Origin of the sequence: Stenotrophomonas daejeonensis (genome assembly GCF_001431505.1) — a bacterium.
GTDB lineage: Bacteria > Pseudomonadota > Gammaproteobacteria > Xanthomonadales > Xanthomonadaceae > Stenotrophomonas > Stenotrophomonas daejeonensis.
On sequence record NZ_LDJP01000011.1, the window covers coordinates 39,233 to 61,337 of the forward strand.

Annotated in this window: 22 protein-coding genes and 1 tRNA gene; 10 read left to right on the plus strand and 13 right to left on the minus strand. The window is 68.3% G+C overall.

Going from position 1 to position 22,105, the window contains the following annotated elements:
- The 4 genes from ABB34_RS02405 to ABB34_RS02420 form a co-directional block, all read right to left on the minus strand.
- The gene (locus ABB34_RS02405; protein WP_057639640.1) at nt 1–783 is read right to left on the minus strand and encodes a BUD32 family EKC/KEOPS complex subunit; all 783 of its coding nucleotides are present in this window, start codon (nt 781–783) and stop codon (nt 1–3) included.
- A 72-nt stretch (nt 784–855) separates the two neighbouring features.
- On the minus strand, nt 856–1,821 hold the full coding sequence (locus ABB34_RS02410; protein WP_057639641.1) for a beta-ketoacyl-ACP synthase III: 966 nt from the start codon (nt 1,819–1,821) through the stop codon (nt 856–858).
- An 85-nt stretch (nt 1,822–1,906) separates the two neighbouring features.
- Nucleotides 1,907–2,101 (minus strand): 50S ribosomal protein L32, encoded by a 195-nt coding sequence (gene rpmF, locus ABB34_RS02415; RefSeq protein WP_057639642.1) that lies wholly within the window; start codon nt 2,099–2,101, stop codon nt 1,907–1,909.
- A 111-nt stretch (nt 2,102–2,212) separates the two neighbouring features.
- Nucleotides 2,213–2,722: a YceD family protein gene (locus ABB34_RS02420; RefSeq protein WP_057639643.1), complete on the minus strand. Its 510-nt coding sequence runs from the start codon at nt 2,720–2,722 to the stop codon at nt 2,213–2,215.
- Nucleotides 2,723–2,836: 114 nt separating this feature from the next.
- Here ABB34_RS02420 and ABB34_RS02425 point away from each other — a divergent pair, with 114 nt between their 5' ends.
- A complete protein-coding gene (locus tag ABB34_RS02425; RefSeq protein WP_057639644.1) occupies nt 2,837–3,409 on the plus strand; it encodes a Maf family protein in 573 nt (190 codons plus the stop codon).
- A 24-nt stretch (nt 3,410–3,433) separates the two neighbouring features.
- Here the strand turns inward: ABB34_RS02425 and ABB34_RS02430 are convergent, their stop codons facing one another.
- The gene (locus ABB34_RS02430) at nt 3,434–5,281 is read right to left on the minus strand and encodes an ArnT family glycosyltransferase (RefSeq protein ID WP_057639645.1); all 1,848 of its coding nucleotides are present in this window, start codon (nt 5,279–5,281) and stop codon (nt 3,434–3,436) included.
- 42 nt (nt 5,282–5,323) lie between these two features.
- On the opposite strand from ABB34_RS02430, the gene ABB34_RS02435 reads away from it, so the two are divergent.
- The 4 genes from ABB34_RS02435 (at nt 5,324) to ABB34_RS02450 (ending at nt 9,844) form a co-directional block, all read left to right on the plus strand.
- A complete protein-coding gene (locus ABB34_RS02435; RefSeq protein ID WP_057639646.1) occupies nt 5,324–6,271 on the plus strand; it encodes an AAA family ATPase in 948 nt (315 codons plus the stop codon).
- A gap of 1 nt (nt 6,272) precedes the next feature.
- Entirely contained in the window at nt 6,273–7,229 is a 957-nt protein-coding gene (locus ABB34_RS02440; RefSeq protein ID WP_057639647.1) for a DUF58 domain-containing protein, read from the plus strand.
- 138 nt (nt 7,230–7,367) lie between these two features.
- Nucleotides 7,368–9,326: a transglutaminase TgpA family protein gene (locus tag ABB34_RS02445; RefSeq protein ID WP_057639673.1), complete on the plus strand. Its 1,959-nt coding sequence runs from the start codon at nt 7,368–7,370 to the stop codon at nt 9,324–9,326.
- A 2-nt stretch (nt 9,327–9,328) separates the two neighbouring features.
- Entirely contained in the window at nt 9,329–9,844 is a 516-nt protein-coding gene (locus tag ABB34_RS02450; RefSeq protein ID WP_057639648.1) for a Slp family lipoprotein, read from the plus strand.
- 132 nt (nt 9,845–9,976) lie between these two features.
- Here the strand turns inward: ABB34_RS02450 and ABB34_RS02455 are convergent, their stop codons facing one another.
- From ABB34_RS02455 to dnaX, 4 genes are all read right to left on the minus strand, one after another.
- Nucleotides 9,977–10,330 carry a histidine triad nucleotide-binding protein gene (locus ABB34_RS02455; RefSeq protein WP_057639649.1) on the minus strand — a complete coding sequence of 118 codons (354 nt, stop codon included), beginning with the start codon at nt 10,328–10,330 and terminating at the stop codon, nt 9,977–9,979.
- Nucleotides 10,331–10,524: 194 nt separating this feature from the next.
- Nucleotides 10,525–11,121, minus strand: coding sequence for a recombination mediator RecR (gene recR, locus ABB34_RS02460; RefSeq protein WP_057639650.1), 597 nt, complete (start codon nt 11,119–11,121; stop codon nt 10,525–10,527).
- 286 nt (nt 11,122–11,407) lie between these two features.
- Nucleotides 11,408–11,728: a YbaB/EbfC family nucleoid-associated protein gene (locus ABB34_RS02465; RefSeq protein ID WP_057639651.1), complete on the minus strand. Its 321-nt coding sequence runs from the start codon at nt 11,726–11,728 to the stop codon at nt 11,408–11,410.
- Between the two features lie 6 nt (nt 11,729–11,734).
- Complete coding sequence (gene dnaX, locus ABB34_RS02470) at nt 11,735–13,636, minus strand: DNA polymerase III subunit gamma/tau (protein WP_057639652.1); 1,902 nt, start codon at nt 13,634–13,636, stop codon at nt 11,735–11,737.
- Nucleotides 13,637–13,815: 179 nt separating this feature from the next.
- Here dnaX and ABB34_RS15755 point away from each other — a divergent pair, with 179 nt between their 5' ends.
- The 3 genes from ABB34_RS15755 (at nt 13,816) to ABB34_RS02485 (ending at nt 17,390) form a co-directional block, all read left to right on the plus strand.
- The gene (locus tag ABB34_RS15755) at nt 13,816–16,500 is read left to right on the plus strand and encodes a methyl-accepting chemotaxis protein (protein ID WP_152979475.1); all 2,685 of its coding nucleotides are present in this window, start codon (nt 13,816–13,818) and stop codon (nt 16,498–16,500) included.
- Nucleotides 16,501–16,629: 129 nt separating this feature from the next.
- A tRNA-Ser gene (locus ABB34_RS02480) sits at nt 16,630–16,722 on the plus strand.
- Nucleotides 16,723–16,886: 164 nt separating this feature from the next.
- On the plus strand, nt 16,887–17,390 hold the full coding sequence (locus tag ABB34_RS02485) for a hypothetical protein (RefSeq protein ID WP_152979476.1): 504 nt from the start codon (nt 16,887–16,889) through the stop codon (nt 17,388–17,390).
- Between the two features lie 54 nt (nt 17,391–17,444).
- Here the strand turns inward: ABB34_RS02485 and ABB34_RS02490 are convergent, their stop codons facing one another.
- The 3 genes from ABB34_RS02490 to ABB34_RS02500 all read right to left on the minus strand — a co-directional run bounded on the left by ABB34_RS02490 (nt 17,445) and on the right by ABB34_RS02500 (nt 19,531).
- Nucleotides 17,445–17,723 carry a DUF6953 family protein gene (locus ABB34_RS02490; RefSeq protein ID WP_057639655.1) on the minus strand — a complete coding sequence of 93 codons (279 nt, stop codon included), beginning with the start codon at nt 17,721–17,723 and terminating at the stop codon, nt 17,445–17,447.
- Nucleotides 17,724–18,217: 494 nt separating this feature from the next.
- Nucleotides 18,218–18,970: a DUF5343 domain-containing protein gene (locus ABB34_RS02495; protein ID WP_057639656.1), complete on the minus strand. Its 753-nt coding sequence runs from the start codon at nt 18,968–18,970 to the stop codon at nt 18,218–18,220.
- A 321-nt stretch (nt 18,971–19,291) separates the two neighbouring features.
- The gene (locus ABB34_RS02500) at nt 19,292–19,531 is read right to left on the minus strand and encodes a hypothetical protein (protein WP_152979477.1); all 240 of its coding nucleotides are present in this window, start codon (nt 19,529–19,531) and stop codon (nt 19,292–19,294) included.
- 268 nt (nt 19,532–19,799) lie between these two features.
- Between ABB34_RS02500 and ABB34_RS02505 the strand changes: the two genes are divergently transcribed.
- The gene (locus ABB34_RS02505) at nt 19,800–20,198 is read left to right on the plus strand and encodes a DUF6165 family protein (protein WP_057639658.1); all 399 of its coding nucleotides are present in this window, start codon (nt 19,800–19,802) and stop codon (nt 20,196–20,198) included.
- An 88-nt stretch (nt 20,199–20,286) separates the two neighbouring features.
- On the opposite strand, the gene ABB34_RS02510 is transcribed toward ABB34_RS02505, so the two are convergent.
- Entirely contained in the window at nt 20,287–21,333 is a 1,047-nt protein-coding gene (locus ABB34_RS02510) for a glycosyltransferase family 9 protein (protein ID WP_057639659.1), read from the minus strand.
- A gap of 21 nt (nt 21,334–21,354) precedes the next feature.
- Here ABB34_RS02510 and ABB34_RS02515 point away from each other — a divergent pair, with 21 nt between their 5' ends.
- Entirely contained in the window at nt 21,355–22,104 is a 750-nt protein-coding gene (locus tag ABB34_RS02515) for a 3-deoxy-D-manno-octulosonic acid kinase (RefSeq protein ID WP_057639660.1), read from the plus strand.
- Nucleotide 22,105: the final 1 nt, after the last annotated feature.

A 22,105-nucleotide genomic window follows, 5' to 3' on the forward strand; every position in this document is an offset into this window, starting at 1 on the left:
TCAGCCGATGAGGTCGAACAGATCCAGCTCGCCGTCGCCCAGCAGGTCCAGGCACAGCACCGCCAGCACCACGAAACCGAAGGTGCTGGCCCCGTGCACGACCAGGATGGCATGGGCCAGCGCGCGCCCCGACTTGCCGGCACGGCGCAGCATGCGGGCCAGCCGCCGCAGGCGCCCGGTCACCGCATGCGCATGCTCGACCACCGGCTTGCCGGCCTGTTCCATCGCCGCGGCCAGCATCGCTTCCAGCGCCTGCGGCCGGTCGTCGTAATACCTGGCCACGCCGTAGCCGAACATCAGCCAGTCACGGGCCTGCGCCTGGGCCTGGTCCATCACTTCCAGCGGGTCTTCCTCGAAGTCGATGAAACCCACGCGCTGCCCGTCCCAGGTCATGTTGCGCGGCAGCGGTTGACCGAAATAGGCGCCGTTGCGGTGCGCCTCGGCGATCGCGGCGATGGCCGCACCCACCAGGCGGTCGCGTCCGGCCATGTCGGCCTTGCGCAGGCAGGCGTTGAACGAATCACCGGTGTGCTCGAGCACCAGCACGGTATCGCCTTGGCCGATCACTTCCGGCACGTGCACGCCCTGCGCCTTCAACTCGAGCAGGCGCCGCGCCTCGATCCCGCACGCACCGGCACCACCGCGATGTGGCGGCGGCCGCAGGGCATCGAGATGGAAACGGCGCGCGACGAAGTTGAGCAGCCCGAGGGCCACGGCCCGGCTGCCTTCACCGTAATGCTTGAGCCATGCGCGCTGTCCTTCGATGACGATGGGTTCAGCCATGACGATATCTCCCGGAATCGACGGCCTTGCGGCCACGCCGGGAGCCTCGTGCCCCCGGCCATATCCGGTGGATCAATAGCGCAGCAACGCCGAACCCCAGGTGAAGCCGCCGCCGAAGGCTTCCAGCAGCAGCAGCTGGCCGCGCCCGACGCGCCCGGAGCGGATCGCCGCGTCCAGCGCCAGCGGCACCGAGCCGGACGAGGTGTTGCCATGCTTGTCGACGGTGACGATCACCTGCTCCATCGGCATGTCCAGCCGCCTGGCGGTGGCTTCGATGATGCGCAGGTTGGCCTGGTGCGGGATCAGCCAGTCCAGGTCGGACTTGTCCAGGCCATTGGCGTGCAGGGCCTCGTCGACGACCGAGTCCAGCGCCTTGACGGCGTACTTGAACACGTCGTTGCCCTTCATCAGGATCTTGCCGGGCTGGTCCAGGCCGGTGGACACGCCGATCGGGTTCCACAGCAATTCCTTCTTGCTGCCGTCGGCATGCAGGTGGGTGCTGAGGATGCCGGTTTCCTCGTCGGCCTTGAGCACGACGGCGCCGGCGCCATCGCCGAACAACACGCAGGTGGTGCGGTCGCTCCAGTCGACGATGCGGGTCAGGGTTTCCGCACCGATCACCAGCACGTGCCTGGCGTCACCGGAGCGGATGAATTTGTCGGCCGTGCTCAGCGCGAACAGGAAGCCCGAGCATGCCGCGTTGACGTCGAACGCCGCCGCGCCGGCCGCGCCGAGGCGCGCCTGGATCAGGCAGGCGGTGGACGGGAAGATCAGATCCGGCGTGGTGGTGCCCACGATGATCATGTCCAGCTGCGACGGCTCGATGCCAGCCGCTTCCAGCGCGCGCAGAGCGGCGTTGTAGCCGAGGTCGCCGGTGGTCTCGCCTTCGGCGGCGATGTGCCGCTCGCGGATGCCGGTGCGCGACTGGATCCACTCGTCGCTGGTGTCGACGATCTTGGTCAGATCATCATTGGTCAACACCTTCTCGGGCAAATAGCTGCCGGTGCCCGCGATCCTCGAGTAGATCCGCTTGCTCATGCTGGTTCCTGTTGCGCGGGCCGCCGCAGGCGGCCCTGAAGAAACGAGTGAAGCCGCCACCCTTGCGGATGGCGGCTTTCACCGATCAATCTTCTTCGACGACCGAGGACTTGGTCGTGATCACCTTCTTGCCGCGGTAGAAGCCGTCGGCGGTGATGTGGTGGCGCAGGTGCACTTCACCGGTGGTCGGATCGGTGGACAGCTGCTTGGCGCTCAGCGAATCGTGCGAACGGCGCTGGCCGCGGCGGGACGGGGTGACACGGGATTTCTGCACAGCCATTGGGGTTGCTCCAAACTTCGGTTCGTTTGCTTCGTCGTTGCAGTGCATGCGGACGCCAATGTCCGGCACTGTTTTTTCGCTTTCGCCGCAGCCGCCGACGACAACCGGCCGCTATTGTTTCTTCAATGCCGCCAATGCCGCGAACGGATTGGCCTTGTCCAACTCTTCACTGGTCGCGGAGAAGTCGCGCTCGACCGCCTCGCTTCCCGGCGCCAGCGGTACCACGGGCACCGCCAGCACCAACTCGTCCTCCACCAGGTCCAGCGGCCGCAGGTTGCCGTCCTCGGGCACCAGCAGCGCTTCGTAATCCGGCGGAAGCGCCTGTTCCTCGTCTTCGTCGCGGATCAGGCCCAACCGCTGCACCAGCGACACCGGCAGCAGGAAACGCTGCATGCTGCGCTGGCAGGTCAACGGCAGCGCGGTTTCGATGGTCAGTTCGACATAGGGTACCTGCAAAGCCTCGTCGCGACCGAATTCCAGTGCATACGCGCACTCCCCTTCGGTATCGGCGACCAGCCCCTGCAGGCGCTCCAACCCGGACAACGGCACCCGGCCGTCAAAGCGCCTGCGCGCTGCGACCATCCGCCAAGCATCCAGCAATTCGGGCACGTTCGCGGACATAAGCCGCAGAATGTTAGGGCCCGCCCCGGCCGCTGTCAAACCCGCCCCGGCCGCCGTTGCCATGCCGGCAACCGCGCCGCAGACTCGGCGGCGCCTTCACGCCGGGATTTTCGCATGTCCACCCTCGTCCTCGCCTCCACCTCCCGCTACCGGGCCGAACTGCTGGCACGGCTGCGGCTGGCGTTCGACTGCGCCAAGCCCGAGGTGGACGAGACGCCACTGCGGGGCGAGGCACCCCGCGCACTGGCCGTCCGCCTGGCCCGCGCCAAGGCAATGGCGGTGGCCGCGCAACATCCCGGCGCCTGGATAATCGGCTCGGACCAGGTCGCCGAACTGGACGGCCGGCCCCTCGGTAAACCCGGTAGTCGCAATGCCGCCTGCGCGCAGCTGGCGGCGATGTCCGGCCGTGAAGTGGCGTTCCATACCGCCGTGTGCGTGGCCGGCGCGGGCATGCAACGGGAAGCCTGCGACCTGACCCGGGTGGCGTTCCGCCGGTTGCGGCCGGAGGAGATCGAACGCTACGTCGATGCCGAGCTGCCGCTGGACTGCGCCGGCAGCTTCAAGTGCGAAGGCCTGGGCATCGCACTGTTCGAGGCGATCCACAGCCAGGATCCCACCGCGTTGGTCGGCCTGCCGCTGATCGCCACCGCCGGGCTGTTGCGCGAGGCCGGCTTCGCCTTGCCCTGATCCGGCCTGAACGACGCTGCACGGCTATCGGTCCGGAATTTCGAACGGCTGCTCCTTCCAATCCTCCACGCTGCCATCCGCACCATGCAGGCGCAGCCCGAGCCAGTGCCTGCCGGGTGCCAGCGCGGTGGTATCGAAGCGGGCGGTGAAGCCGGTCTTCGGATGGTTGGGATCGGTGGATATCTTCCAGTAGCCGGAGACATCGTATTCGGCGCCGTAATCGGCAGTAGCCATCACCCGGCCATCCACCAGCACCTCGACGCCGCTCAGGCCCACCCCGTCCTTGAAAGCCCAGCCCTGCATCTCGACGACCTTGCCCACTTCTTCGTGCGGCAACGGCGTGTCGATCCACGCCATCGCCGGCGTCACACAGGGGCCGGGCTGCTTTTCGGCCGGCAGCTGGAACAGCAGAAAACGCTGGTTGCCGTGGTCGAGCGCCACCACCCGCGGTGGCGGCAGCGGCCCGACCAGGTCGCAGACCTGGTGATAGCGCTGGAGCAGGTCGCGATAGCGCTGGTCGCCCGGCGCGAGCACCAGCAGCCGCGGCGTCGAACGGCCGCCGTCGCTGATCAGCCCCCACAGTGCCAGCTGCGCGGTGCGCCCATGCTTGTCGTTCAACGCATGCGGCAGCACCTCGATGGAGGCATCGCCCAGCCGGAAACCGAGCTCCGCGCCGATCTTGAAATTGCCGGCCAGCACCTTGGTATCGGCCGGCATGTCCGCCAGTTCCTCGCGCACCGCCACCGCCAGTGGCCGCCAGCCGGCGAAATTGCGCGGATAGAACTTGTTGCCGGCCAGTTCCTCGCGCAGCGACGGTGTCGCCGCCATCACGTAATAGGCAAGCGCCAGCAGCAGGCCAACCGAGGTCAGGCCCCAGGTGATACGGCGCCAGTGCCGCGGCCAGCGGCTCAGCACCACCGGTGCGGCCACCAGCAGGGCGAAGTAGCCCGGCAGCGGCCAGTGGAAGCTGATGCGCTCCACGTCGGTGAAGAAGCCGAACAGGAAGATCGCCAGCGTGGAAACGCCGCCCACCAGCGCGAAATAGCGCCATTGCACCCGGTAGGTGTCGCCATGATTCGGGCGGAACCCGGCAACGCCCACCTGCCACATCGCCAGGCACAGCAACGGCGTCACCAGCAGCGGCTGGATCACCAGGAACCACAGCCCGGTGGCCTGGAAGGACCACGGGTGGCGCTCGACCAGTTGGAAACGCAGGCCGGCATCCTGGTTGCCCAGATTCCACGCCAGCAGCGGCAGCCAGGCGACGATGCCGACCGTCAGCGCCATCCACACCCGCGCGTCGCGCAGCATCCGCCGTCCTTCCGGCAACAGCAGCAACGCGATGAAACCGAAGCCGATCACGCCGATGAAGCGGTAATGGCTCAGCGCCCCGACCAGCAGCCCGGCGGCCAGCAGCAGCGCGCCACCGGCATCGACGTCGCGCAGCAGCTTCGCCCCGGCCCCCAGGCACAGCACCGAGGTGAATGCCATCGGTACGTCCGGCACCGCGAGGATGCCCAGCGTCGCCGACAGCGGCATCAGCAGGGTCAGCGAGCCGGCCAGCCAGCCGATCCTGCCGCCGAACCAGCGCGCGGAAATCCGCGCCACCATCCACGGCAACAGCGCGCCCAGCAGCAGGAACGGCAGGCGCAGGCCCAGCCGGTGGCCGCCGCCGATTTCCACGCCCAGCCGCGTCAGCCACGCGGTCAGCCCCGGCAGGTCCGAATAGGCCGCGGCCAGGTGCTGCCCTTCCTGCCAGTAAAACGCCTCGTCGACGAACAACGGCAGCCGCCAGGCCACGAATGTCTTGATCGCCGTGACAATCACCCACAACGACAGGAAGATCGCCCGCGCCCGCTGTTCGCCCTGCATTGCCACTTACACTCCTTCCGGATATCCCCTGCGAGACACCACATGTCCCCGGCATCCACCGAAATGCTACCCGAAGTCACGTTGCAGGCCTTGCATCGCGCGCAGGCGCAGGTCAACGCCCTGCTGCTGGGCAAGGCCGACGAGGTGCGGCTGGCCTTCGTCGCCCTGCTCTGCGGCGGCCACCTGCTGATCGAGGACCTGCCGGGGCTGGGCAAGACCACCCTCGCCCATGCGATGGCCTCCGCGCTGGGGCTGCAGTTCCAGCGCGTGCAGTTCACCTCCGACCTGCTGCCGGCCGACGTGCTGGGCGTGTCCATCTACGAAGCGGACAGCCGCAGCTTCCGCTTCCACCCCGGCCCGGTGTTCAGCAACGTGCTGCTGGCCGACGAGATCAACCGCGCGCCGCCGCGCACGCAGAGCGCGCTGCTCGAGGCGATGGCCGAACAACAGGTCACCCTGGACGGCACCACCCACGCCCTGCCCGACCCGTTCTTCGTCATCGCCACGCAGAACCCGGTGGACCTGTCGGGCACCTTCCCGCTGCCCGACTCGCAGTTGGACCGCTTCCTGCTGCGGCTCACCCTCGGCTACCCCGACGCCGCCACCGAACGCACCCTGCTGGCCGGCAGCAGCCGCCGCGAGCTGATCGCGCAGACGCTGCCGTGCCTGTCCGAGCAGGACATCCGCGCGCTGCGTGCGGCGGTGGAGCAGGTGCATGCCAGCGATGCTCTGGTCGATTACGTGCAGCGCCTGCTCGCGCGCAGCCGCCAGCATCCGGGCATACGCGTGGGCCTGTCGCCCCGGGCCGGCATCGCGCTGCTGCGCGCGGCGCGGGCGCATGCGCTGCTGGCGGGCCGCAACCACGTGTTGCCGGACGACGTGCAGGCGTTGTTCGTCGCCGTCGCCGCGCACCGGTTGGTGGCCGAGGCCGAGGCCACCGCCGCACCGGCGCTGGCCCAGGCCATCCTGCACGGCGTGCAGGTCGATTGAGATGCCCGGTTGGCTGCATGTCCAATCGCGGAGGCTGCAGTTGCTGGCGCGCCCGCGGCGGCCCGAAGCGCTGCCGGTCACGCTCGACCGCCACCGCATCTACGTGCTGCCCACCGGCTTCGGCCTGTTCCTCGGCACCCTGCTGGCGGTGATGCTGCTCGGCGCCCTGAACTACAACAACAACCCGGCGCTGCTGCTGGCGCTGGTCTTGGCGACCAGCGCACTGGCCAGTGCGCTGCATGCGCACCTGCAGTTGTCCGGCTTGCGCCTGCGTGCGCTGTCCGCCGAACCGGTGGCCGCCGGCCAACCGCTGCGGCTGCGGCTGGCCCTCGCCCGCGACGACCACCGCCCGCGCCGCGGCCTGCAGCTGTCCTACGGGACGGCCAGCGCCTGCGTGGACCTGCTGCAGGGCGAGCAGGTGGAAGCCGACCTGTGGCTGCCCACCGAGCGGCGCGGCTGGTTGCCGTTGCAGCGCATCCGCCTGTCCACCCTGCAACCGCTGGGACTGGTGCGCGCCTGGGGCTGGGTCTGGCCGGCCACGCCGGTGCTGGTCTATCCCGCTCCCGAGCGCAATGCGCCGCCGCTGCCCGATACCGGCAACCCCGGCACCCACACCCGCCCCGATCCGCTCGGCGACGACCTGCAGCAGCTGCGTCCGTACCGCCACGGCGACGCCCGCCGCGCCATCGCGTGGAAGCACTCCGCCCGCCGCGACAGCCTGCTGGTGCGCGAGCACGAACACGCCACCGGCAATGAACTGCTGCTGGACTGGCACGCCCTCGGCCCGTTGCCGCACGAACGCCGCATCGCGCGGCTGGCGCGCTGGGTCGACGACGCCGAACACGAGGGCCGCCGCTACCGCCTGCTGCTGCCCGGGCAACCGGCGCTCGGCCCGTCCAGCGGCGACGCCCACCGCCACCAGTGCCTGCGCGCGCTGGCACTGATGCCCACCGCATGAAAAAACGACAGGACAGTCGTTTTTCACGGCGAAGCCGCCCGAAGGGTGGCGCGCATGGATGTGCGACATGAAAAAACGACAGGACAGGCATTTCCCACGGCGAAGCCGCCCGAAGGGTGGCGCACGGGGATGTGCGCCATGAACAGGTCCACCACTCTGCCAACGACCGCACGCGGCTGGCTGCTGCTGACCACCGCGCTGGCCCTGCTGCCGCTGCTGCTGCAACTGCCCCACGTACTGGCCGCCATATTCGCCACCAGCGCGCTCGCGGTCGGGGCGCTGGCGTGGCGGCGCGTGCTGCCTGCGCCATTGCGGCTGCTGCTGGTCGTCGCGCTGCTGGCGGTCATCTACTGGCAGATGGGCGCCACGCCCGGCCGTGACAGCGGCTGCGCGTTGCTGGCGGCGATGCTCGCGCTCAAGCCCGGCGAGCTGCGCACGCTGCGCGACGCCCGCAGCCTGCTCGGCTTCGCCCTGTTCGCCCCGTTCGCCGCCTTCCTGCTCGACCAGGGGCCCGGCTCCCTGTTGCTGGCCGTGGCCGCGGTGGTCGCCGCCCTGCTCGCCCTGCAACGGCTGGCCGATGCCGACACCGGTACCGCGCCACTGCCGGCACCGCACCAGTTGCGCACGGTCGGCCGGTTGATGCTGGTGGCGCTGCCGCTGGCGTTGTCGGCCTTCTGGCTGGTGCCGCGCCTGCCCACGCCGCTGTGGGGCATCCCGCAGCGGGCCGTGGCGCTGCCGGGGTTGTCGGACACGATGCAGCCGGGGCAGTGGCTGGACCTGATGACCGACGACAGCCCGGCGCTGCGCGTGCAGTTCTCCGGCGCCGCACCGGCACCGGAGCAGCGCTACTGGCGTGGTCCGGTGCTGACCCGTTTCGACGGCCGCCGCTGGAGCCGCCTGGACTACCAGCGTGGCGCACCACCACCGCCGATCAGCACCGGCGCGGCGCAGTGGGATTACCAGGTCGAATACGAAGCCAGCGAACGCCGCGAGCTGGTCGCGCTGGACCTGCCGCTGGCCGCCCCGGGCCAAACCCGGCTGGACGCCGACTACACCCTGACCAGCAACCGCCCACTGACCACGCTGACCCGCCTGCAACTGCGCTCGGCGGCCCCGGCCCGGTTCCAGCCGGAACTGCCTGCCCTGCTGCGGCGGCAGGCCCTGCAACTGCCGCCCGGCTACAACCCGCGCACGCTGGCGCTGGCCCGGCAGTGGCGCCATGACGCGGGCGACGACGATGCCGCCATCGTCGAGCGCGCGCTGCAATGGATCAGGCGCGACTTCAGCTACACCCTGAGCACGCCGCTGCCGGGCCGGCATGGCACCGACGAATTCCTGTTCGACTGGAAGGCCGGCTTCTGCGAGCACTTCAGTTCGGCCTTCGTGGTGCTGATGCGCAGCGCCGGCATCCCCGCGCGCGTGGTCACCGGTTATGCCGGCGGCACCCGCAACCCCTATGGCGACTACTGGCTAGTGCGCAAGATGGACGCGCACGCCTGGGCCGAAGTGTGGCTGCCCGAGCGCGGCTGGACCCGCGTCGATCCCACCGCCGCGGTGGCGCCCGAGCGCATCCGCGACACGCTGGAGGACCGGCTGGCGCAGGCCCGCGCCGGCGGCGGCACGCTCGACCTCGGCACGCGCTGGCTGCAGGTGGCGCAGGTGGGCGACTGGCTGCGCCGCAACTGGAACGGCATGGTGCTGTCCTTCGACGCCCGCCGCCAGCAGCAACTGCTGCGCGCGTTCGGCGTCGAGCGGTTGCAGCCGGCGCAACTGGTCGGCCTGTTCGCCACCTTCGCGCTGCTTGCCATCGGCATGATGGCCTGGCTGCTGGCGCGCGGGGAACGCGAGCGCGATCCGCTGCTGCGTGCCTGGCGCCGGCTGGACCGCCGCTATGCCCGCCTCGGCCTGGGCCGCCTGCCGCACGAAACCGCCGGCCGCTGGGCCGCACGCGTGGAAGCGGCGCGCCCCGGCGGCAGCCTGCCGGCGCTCAGCCGCCGTTTCACCGATGCACGCTACGCTGGCGCCGGTCTGGACAGCGCATTATTGTCGGACCTGCGCAGGCATCGCCCCCAACGCGGAGCACGAACCGGAGCATGACCATGAACATCCGCATTTTCCTGACCCTCGGCGCCAGCCTCGCACTGGCTGCCTGTGCCACCGCCCCCAAGCCGTTGCAGGGGCAGTTCAGCACCGTTTCGCCGCGTGATTCCGTCGCGCAGCAACAGACCGGCACGCCGGTGCGCTGGGGTGGCCGCATCATCGAGACCCTGCCCGGCCAGGGCGAGACCTGCTTCCAGATGATCGCCCGCCCGCTCAACGGCACCGGCCGCCCGAGCACGACGTCCGCCGATGCCAGCGACGGTCGTTTTCTGGCCTGCCGCGCCGGCTTCTACGACCCGGCGGTGTTCGAACCGGGCCGCGACGTGACCTTCATCGGCCGCATCGACGGCTACCAGTCGACCAAGATCGGCGACTACGACTACCCATTGCCGAAGATCGCCGCCGACGTGGTCTACCTGTGGCCGGTGCAGCGCGAGGTGGAAGTGGTGCCGGCCTACCCTTATGGCCCGCGGGGTCCGGGCTGGGGCCGCTGGGGTTATTACGGCTGGTGGTAAGCCCGCGCAGCGCCTGATGCAAAACGCCGCCCGATGGGCGGCGTTTTCGTTTGCACCCACATTGGCGAAAAGGCTCCACGTCGGGCACGCCATGAAAGCCCCGTGCAGGGCTTGCCCCGCATGCAGCAGCAGTCAAGCCGCGCCGAACTGCCCCAGCGGTGCACCGGCCAGCAGGTGCAGGTGGATGTGGAACACGGTCTGCCCGGCATCCTCGCGGCAGTTCATCACGATGCGGTAGCCATTCTGCGCAAAGCCTTCCCGGCGCGCGTACCCGGCCGCAGCCAGCGCCAGCTTGCCGATCAGGTGCGCCTGCGCCGGCTGCAGGTCGTCCAGGGTCGGGATCAGCTCGTTCTTCGGGATGAACAGCACGTGCACCGGCGCCTGCGGGGCGATGTCCTTGAAGCCCAGCACCTCCTCGTCCTCGTAGACGATGGTGGCGGGGATCTCGCGGCGGATGATCTTGCCGAAAAGGGTGTCGTTGCGCATGGTCTGCCTCGGCGGAATGTCCAAGGCATTGTATGCAATGCCGATACCCGCCCGACCGTTTCCCGGTAGCGCCCGACCGTTGGTCGTGGCGGCGGTGCGCAGCACCGTGCGGTTCGATGGATGGCGAACAGCCGTGCCGGCCAACGGTCAGCACCCACCGGCATCCGGCAACCTCGGCCACCGGCAATGAACCGTCAGTCGCGGATTTCGCTGCGGCTGCCGAAGGCGTGCGACAGCGTGCCGCGGTCCACGTATTCCAGCTCGCCGCCCAGCGGCAGGCCCTGCGCCAGCCGGCTCGGGCGCACGCCGTGGCGGCGCGCCAGCTGCGCCAGGTAGTGCGCGGTGGCCTCGCCTTCGACGGTGGAATTGGTGGCGATGATCAACTCGTTGACCTCGCCCTGCGCCAACCTTGCTTCCAGTTGGTCGAGGCCGAGCTCGCGCGGGCCGATGCCATCCAGTGGCGACAACCGCCCCTGCAGCACGTAGTAGAGGCCGCGGTAGCTGGTGGCATGTTCGATCGCCAGACGGTCGGCCGGTGACTCCACCACGCACAGGGTCTGCCGCTCGCGGCTGCCGCTGGCGCACACCGGGCACACCTCGGTCTCGCTGAAATCGCGGCACTGCGTGCAATGCCCGATCTTCTCGATCGCATCGGCCAGCGCCACCGACAGGCGCTGGCCGCCCTCGCGCGCGCGTTCGAGCACGTGGTAGGCCATGCGTTGCGCGGTCTTCTGGCCGACGCCGGGCAGTACCCGGAAGGCGTCGATCAGTTGTTCGAGAAGTGAGGACACGGGGAGTCGGGAAGGCTTGGCTGGACGTGATCGGCGTCGAATGCCGGCTGTTTCCTTCTCCCTCCGGGAGAAGGTGCCCCGCAGGGGCGGATGAGGGTACGGGCGAAGCCGCGCCGCAGGGAACTGACGGTGGTCCTGACGATGAACGCGTCGCCACGCGCCCGTGGAGAAAACAATCGAGATACCGCTGTTTGCATACACAGGGTGCGCAAGGCTTCGCCCCCGAACCCTCACCCCAACCCCTCTCCCGGCGGGAGAGGGGCTTGATGGCTGGCGTCCGCTGCCGTCAGAACGGCAGCTTCATGCCCGGCGGCAGCTTCATGCCGGCGGTGGCCGAGCCCATGCGCGCCTGCGATTCGGCGTCGATCTTGTTGGAGGCGTCATTGAACGCCGCCGCGATCAGGTCCTCGACCATTTCCTGGTCGGACAGGATGCTAGGATCGATGCGCACCTTGCGGCACTCCTTGGTGCCGGTGAGGGTGATGTTGACCATGCCGCCGCCGGCGCTGCCGGTGACTTCCAGCTTGGCGATTTCTTCCTGGGCCTTCTGCAGGTTTTCCTGCATTTTCTGGGCCTGTTGCATCATCTGGGCGATATTGCCGCGCATGCTTGCTTACTCTTCAAAGGGACGGATGGAATCGGCCACGACCCGTGCGCCCTGCGCGAGCAGGTGCTGTACCTGCGGGTCGGCCATGAAGGCGGCCTCGGCCGCGGTCTGTCGTTCGCCACGCTGGCGGTCGGTGCGGGCGTGCAGGGTCTCGGCCTGCGCCTCCTGCCCGGCCTCGACCACGATCTTCGGCGCGCTGCCCAGCGCCTGCGCCAGGGTCTGCGCCAGCGCCGCCAGCGAGCGCTCGGACTGCAGGTATTCGAAGCCCGGCGGCAGCGCCAGGCGCAGCACGCCATTGCGGTAGCTGACGAAGGCGGCGTTGGCCGCCAGTTCGCGCGACGGCCCGGACAGGCCGCTGGCGGCAACCAGGTCCAGCCATTGCCCGGCGCTTTCCAGCGCACGCGTGGCGGCGGCGCTGCGTTCGACGGCGGGCGGCGGCGCAATCGCGATGCCGTCGGCGCGGAACGGCGAAGGCGGCGCCTGGCGAACCGGGGCCGGCAGGGCGTCGGCCGCGTCGTCGCGCGCCTGCGCGGCGGCGGTTTCTTCCATCCACGGCGGCAGGTCGTCGTCGCGGTGGGCTGCTGTCGGGGCCGGCAACGGGGAAGCCACCGGCTCGGACCGGGGTTCGCGCACGCGCAAAGGCTCGGGCGCGGCGGTCACCGGGTTCGCTGCCGCATAAGCCCCCGGGGAAGGATCTGCGGGCGTGGCATTCGCCCGCCGCACCGGCGCGGCCATGGCCGCGGCCGACGCCACAGGCGCGGAACCGCTTGCCGACGACGCTCCAGCGCCCGCCTCCGGGCCGGCGCCTTCCGGCACCGCCGGCACGCTGCCGGCCGGGCGGAAGGCCAGCATGCGCAGCACGGTCATTTCGAACCCGGCGCGCGGGCTCGGCGCCAGATGCAGGTCGCGGCGGCCGCCCAGGGCCATCTGGTACCACAGCTGCACCACTTCCGGGCGCAGGCGCGGCGCGAACGCCACCGCGTCGATGCCGTCGCCCGGCACCAAAGCGCCCGGCACCAGTTGCTGCACCTGGATGCGGTGCAGCGCCTCGGCCAGCGCATCGAGCACGCCGCTCCAGTCCGGCGAGAAATCGGCCAGCGCGGCCACCACCTGCAACAGCCGCGCGCCATCACCCGCGGCCAGCGCATCGAGCATCGCCGCCACCTGGGTACGGTCCACGGTGCCGAGCATCGCCCGCACCACCTCGTCGCCCAGCACGCCGCCGGCATAGGCGATGGCCTGGTCCAGCAGCGACAGGCCGTCGCGCAGCGAGCCATCGGCGCCGCGCGCCAGCTGCGCGATGGCACCGTCCTCGAATTCGATCTGCTCGGCGCCGAGGATGCGGGTCATCTGCCCGCGGATCTGTTCCTCGTCCAGCCGCTTCAGGTTGAACTGCAGGCAGCGCGACAGCACGGTCACCGGCAGCTTCTGCGGGTCGGTGGTGGCCAGCAGGAACTTCACGTGCTCCGGCGGCTCCTCCAGCGTCTTCAGCAGCGCGTTGAACGCCGCCTTGGACAGCATGTGCACCTCGTCGATCAGGTACACCTTGTACTTGCCGCGCGAGGGCATGTACTGGGCGTTCTCGATCACCTCACGCACGTCGTCCACGCCGGTGTTGGAGGCCGCGTCGATCTCCAGCAGGTCGATGTAGCGGCCGGCATCGATGTCCAGGCAGGCCGCGCACTGGCCGCAGGGGTCGGCGCTGGTGCCGTGCTCGCAGTTCAGCGACTTGGCGAAGATGCGGGCGATGGTGGTCTTGCCGACGCCGCGGGTACCAGTGAACAGGAAGGCATGGTGGACGCGGCCGCTGTCCAGCGCGTTGCTCAGCGCGCGGACCACGTGTTCCTGCCCCACCAGCTCGGCGAAACGCTTGGGGCGCCACTTGCGGGCGAGGACGAGGTAGGACATCAGGCAACCGTCTTCATCTGGACCGTCATTGTGCCGGTGCCGGCCGGCCGGTGCCACACCCGCGCCGCCGGCCCGGTTAAAGATCCGGCCGCCGGGGGCGATATCTCCAGCAACGGGGCCGGCATTGCCGCCCAGCCTTGTGCTGACTGCGCTCCGGCAACATTCCAGAGGTTGGACCAATGCAAGTTCGCCGAACGGGTTTGAAATCGGTGGTGGCGCGTACCGCGCTGGTGCTGGGACTGGTGGCCGCGGCCTGCTTCGCCGGCGCGGCGTGGCTGATCCAGCAGAAGGCGGCGGCGGTGCAGGAGGCGGCCGCCCTGAACGAGCTGGAGCACTTGGCCCAGGCCGAGGCCGCCAAGGTCCGCGGCGACGCCACCGAGACCCTGTCGCGCGTGCGCGGCCTGGCCGACGCCACCCAGGCGCTGATGGCCCGCGGCGACGCCAGCCGCGGCGAGGTGTCCGCACTCACCCGGCGCTTCACCGCCGCGGACGCGGCGGTGCTGGGCTACTGGCTGGAATTCGAGCCCAATGGCTACGACGGCCGCGACGCCGAGTTCGCCCGCAGTTGGCCCGAGGGCGAACCCGAGGGCGACGAACTGCAGGCCTTCATCGCCGGACTGGACCCCGACCAGCAGGTCAGCAGCGACGCCGGCCGCATCTCCATCTACTGGACCCGCCAGGGCGACGCCGAACCGGCGTTGCAAGACACCGTCGGCAGCAGTAACGAGATCAAGATCGACGGCCCCGACGCCGAGAAGTACTACGTGGCGGTGAAGGAGCGCGGCGACGAGCTGATGTTCGAGCCGTACCTGGACGACGTGGGTACCACCAAGGTGCTGATGACCAGCCTGATGGTGCCGATCAAGCTGGACGGCCAGTTCCACGGCGTGGCCGGCGCCGACATCGCCCTGTCCGCCATCCAGGCCAACCTCGCCAAGGTGCGCCCCTACCAGCGCGGCGTGGTGCGCCTGCTCTCGCCCACCGGCGCCGTGCTCGCCGCGCCGGAGCAGCAGAGCCTGGGCAAACCGTTCGCCCCGGACCTGGCGCCGCTGCTGGCGCGGCTGGCCAAGGGCGAAATCGTCCACCAGCGCACCGTCGACGCCAGCGTCGGCGGCGAGGTCTTCCGCGTCTACGTGCCGATCACCGTCGGCCATGCCCCCGACGCCTTCGCGCTGATGGTCTCGGCCCCGGTCGATGCGGTGATGGCCGGCGTGGTGCAGATCCGCAACCGGGTAATCTGGGTCGGCGTGGCCAGCGTGCTGGCGCTGGTGACGGTGGTCGTGCTGCTGCTGCGGCAGTTGGTCGGCACCCCGCTGCGCGGCATCGTGCAGGGCGTGGACGCGGTGGCCGCCGGGCAGTTGGACTACCCCATCGCCGCCGGTGGCGACGACGAAGTGGGACAAGTCTCGCGCGCCCTCCGCAAGATGCAGGCCGACCTGAAGGCGCGGCTGGACGCCGAGCGCCGCATCGCCGCGGAGAACCTGCGCGTGCGCATCGCCCTGGACAACGCCGGCACCGCCATGCTGATCGCCGATGCCGGCGGCCTCGTCGCCTATGCCAACCCGGCGATGCGGCAACTGCTGGCACAGCACCGCGCCGAACTGGCCCGGCACCTGCCCGATGCCGATCTCGAGCATCTCGAGGAACAACCGCTGGCACAGCTGCAGCCCGACGATGGCGACGCGCTGGCCCACATCGAAGGCATCGTGCAGCGCGAACTGGCCTTCGGCAGCGCCGTGTTCGCGCAGACCGCCGCGCCGGTGGTTGCCGGCGACGGGCAACGGCTGGGCGTGGTGGTGGAATGGCGCGACCGCAGCCAGGAAGTGGCGGTGGAGGCCGAAGTGGGCAGCGTCATCGACGCCGCCGCCGACGGCGACCTGTCCCGGCGCATCGGCCGCGACGGCAAGACCGGCTTCTTCCGCCGCCTGGCCGACGGCGTCAACGGCATGCTCGACGCCAACGCCGGCACCATCGGCGACGTGCAGCGCGTGCTCGGCGCGCTGGCGCAGGGCGACCTCACCCAGCGCATCACCGCCGACTACCGCGGCGTGTTCGGGCAGATGCGCGACGACACCAACGCCACAGTGGAGCGCCTGACCGGCATTATGCAGGGCGTGCGCGGCGCGGTGGACGCCATCGGCACCGCCGCCCACGACATCACCGCCGGCAACAACGACCTGGCGGCCCGCTCCGAGCAGCAGGCCGCCAGCCTCGAGGAAACCGCCGCGTCGATGGAGGAGCTCACCTCCACCGTGCGCAACAACGCCACCACCTCGCAGCAGGCTCGGCAGCTGGCCACCGGCGCGGCCGACATCGCCGGCCGCGGCGGCGCGCTGGTCGGGCAGGTGGTCGAGCAGATGGACGGCATCAGCCACGCCTCGCGGCAGATCGAAAGCATCATCGGCGTGATCGACGGCATCGCCTTCCAGACCAACATCCTCGCCCTGAACGCCGCGGTGGAAGCCGCCCGCGCCGGCGAGCAGGGCCGCGGCTTCGCCGTGGTCGCCAGCGAAGTGCGCCTGCTGGCGCAGCGCTCGGGCGAGGCCGCGCGGCAGATCAAGGGCCTGATCGGCGACTCGGTGCAGCGCGTGGGCCAGGGCGCGGCGCTGGTCGGCGACGCCGGCGACACCATGCGCGAGATCATCGCCTCGGTGCAGCGCGTCAGCGACCTGATGGCCGAGATCGCCGCCGCCTCGCAGGAACAGAGCGCCGGCATCGAGCAGGTCAACCAGACCATCGTGCAGATGGACGGCGCCACCCAGCAGAACGCGGCGATGGTGGAGGAAGCCAGCGCCGCGGCCCGCTCGCTGCAGGAGCAGGCCGACGAACTGGCGCAGATGGTGGCGGTGTTCCGGCTGGCCTGAACAGGCCGTCGCCACCGGGCGGCGCACGGCGGCGGACTGCCGCCCGACTCCGCGTTCCCGACTTGTGGCCGCCGCGCCGCCCCTATAGAATTCCCGCCCTTGCCACCGCCCAAAGTGGCGGCAAGTCCCGGAGAGGTGTCCGAGTGGTTGAAGGAGCACGCCTGGAAAGTGTGTAAGCGTCTAAACCGCGCTTCGGGGGTTCGAATCCCCCTCTCTCCGCCAGTTATCCAATAGGTAGTGGCTCCGGCCAAGCAGTTCCGGAACTACCCTACTAAAAGACCTACTACGCCTGATGCGCTGGGCTAGGTAGGCGAAAAGGCCACCCGTCGAGGTGGCCTTTTTGTTGTCTCGACATAGGCGCGAGACGCACTGTAGCGTAGCCCCCTATGGATAAATTAGCCGAAAGTCTTGGCCTTCCCGTCTATGTCGGCGTGATCCTAGAACTCGTCGCTGGCCTGCTGCTCGCCTTGTTCGCCGCTTGGATAGCCGTCTGGCTGACGCGCAACAAGTTCCGCTCGGAGCGATGGTGGGAGAAGAAGGCCGCGGCCTACGAGCGCGTAATCGACGCCTTTCATAAAGCAAAGCGATACGACGACGAGCATCTGCGCGCAGAAGAGTTGGATATTGCGTTCGATGATGCCCGCAAAGCTCAACTCAATGCCGGCGCTGCGGAAGCCCGGGACGAGATTCTGCGCTCCGCGGACATCGGCAGCTTCATCCTCTCACCCAAAGCGCTGGAGATTCTGAGCAAATACAAAGATGCATCTGAGAACATGCCAAGACAGGAATCTTGGTATGAACACCTCGACATGTCATGGTCGATTGCCAACGATCATATGAAGCAGTTCGTCGCCGAAGCGAAGGCAGACTTGAAGCGAAAAGCAGACTAACAACAGGCTCCAACACGACCAAGAAAGAGGACTGCCATTGGCAGCCCCCTTGATTTAACGGACCATCCGCTTGTCAGGCGGATCAGACTCGCGGCGTTGCCGCCACGTCTGCGAACTCCGACTCCACACCACGTCGTCAGGCGTCAACTTTCGGAACTCCTCAAGGATGCCCTTATTGATTCCCCAGTTTCGCTGGCGGTTCTTGTACACGTGTTGCTCGCCGAAGGTCATGCGTATGCCGCGCGCAGCGGACGATTGCACCAAACGGTTCTGCCGCCTGTACTGATCGAGCATCCACCGCGCCACGGCCTTCTCGTCTTCCGAAGGGTTCATACCACCTCCGATGGCTTGTAGAGGTCCTCGCCCAAGGGGAACGGGAGGCGCCCCAAAGGGCGCTCCCGGGTGCTGCGCTTAGCCCGGAGGGCTGCGCCAATGCTGGCAGACGTACTCCAGACGGCCCTTACGGACCCGGGTATACGCGCACACATGCACCGTCTTGGCGTGGGACATAAGTCCTCCTGCAAGCCGGGTTTGTGAGGGCGATATCGGAATTCCAGGTCCCAGGGCGCTATACTCCCTGTGTTGTACGGGCCGCGGAATCGGCAGAGGGACACCCTCAACTGCCATGCCGTGATGCCGGTACGGAGGTTCGGAACATCGTTGTAGGCACCCTTGCCGGGGTGTTTCCAACTCCGAACCAACCGCACCAGCGTTTTGCCTACCTAGCGCCTCAACTCAAGCCTGTTTCGCGACGGGGAACTTGAGTTGGGGCGTTGCTTTGTCTGGGCCACCCGCGGCGGTAGTCAGAGGGTGGCCGCGATCTAATGTCATGACGATTCATCCTCCTCTTCCGCTTCCTCCGGGACCTCTTCGGCCATCGTGTCGCGGTAGTTCTTCAAGATGAACTCCGTCATCTTGATGACGTTCTCCCACTGCTTCTCCGTCATCTGTCCCGGGAGGTAGATGACGCCATCTTGACCGCCGAAGATCGGGATGGGGATGGCCACCATGTCGGCGCGCGGGGGCTTCGGCTTTGCGGGGTCCTGAGACTCTGGAGGCGATTGCGCCGGGGGGATCGGCGGCAAAACAACCGACTTTGTTTTGCGCTTGCTCGCGCCATTCGATGGCGCCGGGGGAGCCTTCGCGTGCGGACTGATCTTGATACCCGCCTCTTTGGCCGCCGACAGGAAAAAGCTGATCGACTTCGACAAGGTCGAGCCACTGATTTCGTACTCGCGGAATTTGTCCGCGAGCATGTTCGTCGTAGCACGCTCCAATGCAAACGTGCCGTCCGTGATAGCCCTGTAAGAGCCCTCAATCATCCTCTTGAGCATCGCCTTTGCCGACGCCTCGTCGGCAGCGACATACTCATTGAGCAGCTTGGTCGGGGCGCCAGCCTCATCAATCAGGCCAAACCACTTCATGGTCGCAATCAACGCAGACTGCTCAGAGCCAGAGCGCTTGCTGAGAAAGCTGCGGTCGATAACCCCGGGCAACACCTCATGGCTGCGCAATTCCTCGATCAAAGCCGTAAAGCTCCGATAGGTCGAGTACGGCGGCTTGATGGTCTTCTCATTCATTGTGCCGATCCTTCCTCAGGCCAAAGGTGGCGCGAGTGGCACAAAGATGGCACGCCACGCGGTACAGTGCAACCCCATTCGTTCGCAAATATTGTTAATAGATTGTTATTTGTATCTGAATGGACTTGACATAATTTATTTTATGTTTATGCATCAGATACTTACAATTCATTTATCTTTTTCATGTGAAACATGGTCTAGACCGATTTTTCAAGAGACCCATGCTTCTCGTGACTCAGGCACACGGCTCTCATGGTGTGAGACAACCAGCGAGTAGGCGCCTAGGACCTATTCTCGGGATCAGGAACGCTATTTGTCTGTTTACGGAAAAATCCACCGCGGGCTCTCGCCCAGCAGGGAGTGCGGTGCGAAGCGCCAGCCCCGGGAGGTCTGGATACGCCCCGCCACGAGGCCGTCAAGCGACGCGGGCCGCAGGCCGTACTCCTCGCGCATTTCGAGCTCGGTCCGCGAGACGATCCGCCCGGACGCGACGTGCTGCCAACGGTAGGTCCGTTCGTCGCGGTGGAAGCCCCGGGCGCGCTCCCGGTAGGCGGGGTCCACCCACCTGGCCTTCATCTGCGCGGATACACTGCGCACCCCGTGGCACACAGCAGGGCACAATTCGGTTTGTGTTTTGCCAGCGAGAACAGGGGGTTAGGCTGGACTCAACTGCCTCCCCCTCTCTCCGCCAGATCATGCGAAACCCCTGACTCGTCAGGGGTTTTTCTTTACGCGGAATCCGTATCGGGGCACATGCCAATCAGTGGGAAATCATCGGCCCGGCACGTTGGCCGCTACACTCCCCATCATCGTTTCAATGGTACCCGTCATGTCCGAAATCCTGGTCCCCGTCTCCTTCGGCGAGCTGCTCGACAAGATCACGATCCTGCAGATCAAGTCCGAGCGCATCAGCGACGCGGCCAAGCTGGCCAACGTGCGCAAGGAACTGGCTGCGCTGGAGGCCACCTGGTCCGCGCATCCGGCCGCGGCCGCGGACATCGGTGCCCTGCACGCGGAGCTGAAGGCGGTGAACGAGCAGCTGTGGGACATCGAGGACGACATCCGCCTGAAGGACAAGGCGCAGGCCTTCGACGACGGCTTCGTCGAACTGGCGCGCAGCGTGTATTTCCGCAACGACGAGCGCGCGCGTATCAAGAAGGCGATCAACCTCGCGCTGGGCTCGGGCTACGTCGAAGAGAAGTCCTACGCCGACTACGCCGCGCGTTGAACCACCCGTTTTGCAGGAGCGACGCAAGTCACGACCTGGCTTTGTCGGGAAAGCCTCGTCGCGACTTTCGGCGCTCCTACAGGGGGTTTCAGGCCAGATGGTCGGCCACGTAACGCTCGAACGCGGCGATGGCATCGTCTACCGTCACCAGATCCATCACCCCGTCGAACTCGACCTTGGCGCCCCATTTCAGCGCGCTGGCCGGCTTGTGCAGGAAACGGCGGGCCGCATCGTCGTAGCGGTCCACGCAATAGCGGCGGTCCGAATACGGGCCGCTGCGCTCGGGGTTGCTGGCCGCATGCAGGCCCAGCACCTTGGTGCCGACGGCGTTGGCAATGTGCATCGGCCCGGAATCGGGCGTCACCAGCAGGTTGGCGCGGGCCAGCAGCGCCGGCAACTGCTTGAGCGTGTCCTTGCCGACCAGGTCCAGTGCCGGCCCGCGCATCGCCGCGCGGATCGCATCGGTGGTGCTGCGTTCCAGTTCGCTGCGGCCACCGCACAGCACCACCTTCCAGCCGCGCGCGGCGGCATGGTCGGCCACGGCGGCGTAGCGGTCGGCGCGCCAGTTGCGGCGGGCATGGCTGGAACAGGGGGAAATCATCAGCACCGGGCGGCCATCGTCCTCCCATTGCGCGCGCGCCCATGCGTGTGCTTCCGGCGGTGTCCCCATATCCCACGCGACGTCGGTCTGCTTCAGGCCCAGCGGTTCGCAGAAGCTGCCGATGGCATCGAGCACGTGGATGCCCGGGCGGTCGGGGATGCGTTCGTTGATGAAAAGGCCGTGCAGGTCCTTCGAGCGCGACTTGTCGTAGCCGACGCGTCGCCGCGCCGGGATGAACGCCGACAGCACGTTGGCGCGGAACGCCACCTGCATCTGCAACAGCGCGTCGAAACCACCCGCCGGCAATTCGCGGCGCAGCGCGCGCATGCCGGCCAGCCCGCTGTTCTTGTCGTAGACGTGGAAGCCGACGCCCGGCAGGCCGTCGAGCAGCTTGTGCCCGGCCTTGTCGATCACCCAATGCAGCTCGGCGCCCGGCAGGCCGCGTTGCAGCGTGCGCACCAGCGGCAGCACATGGGTCACGTCGCCCAGCGCCGACAGGCGCAGCAGGCACAATGGGGAGGACGTTGCGGGCATGGTGTTGTTAGACTCGCCGGAATGGTCGCTTTCGACGCCACTGAAGCGCTGACGCCTTGCCGCGAAGGCCGCGGCCAGGGCGCCATTCTGTTCGACCGCGAATATCTGCGGCAAGCCGAAGCCGCGATGTTCTCGCCCCCTTGGTGGGGCGACAAGGCGCGGCCGGTGGGTGCCGGCGGCCGCGGCGGCGCATGGTTCGTCAACGCGCCCTTCGGCCAGTGCGTGCTGCGCCACTACCTGCGCGGCGGGCTGGCGGCGCGGATCAGCCATGCGCATTACCTGTGGCATGGCGCCAACCGCACCCGCAGCTTCGCCGAATTCCGGCTGATGCGGAAACTGATCGCGCAGAAGCTGCCGGTGCCGCGGCCGGTGGCGGCGTTCTACATGCGCGACGGGCTGCGCTACCGCGCGGCCCTCCTGATGGAGCGGCTGGACGACGTGCGCTCGCTGGCCGACCGCGCGCTGGTCGCCGGGCGCGGCGCGCCGTGGGAGGAAGCCGGGCGCCTGATCGCGCGTTTCCACCGCGCCGGGCTGGACCATGCCGACCTCAACGCCCACAACATCCTGTTCGACGCCAATGGCCGCGGCTGGCTGATCGACTTCGACCGCGGCGTGCTGCGCATCCCCGCCACGCGCTGGCGCGAGCGCAACCTCAAGCGCCTGCTGCGCTCGCTGCTCAAGCTGCGCGGCGAGCGCAGCCGCGAGGACGTGGAGAAGGATTTCGCGCGCCTGCGCCGCGCCTACGACCTGGCCTGGAACCGGGGCGTGTGAA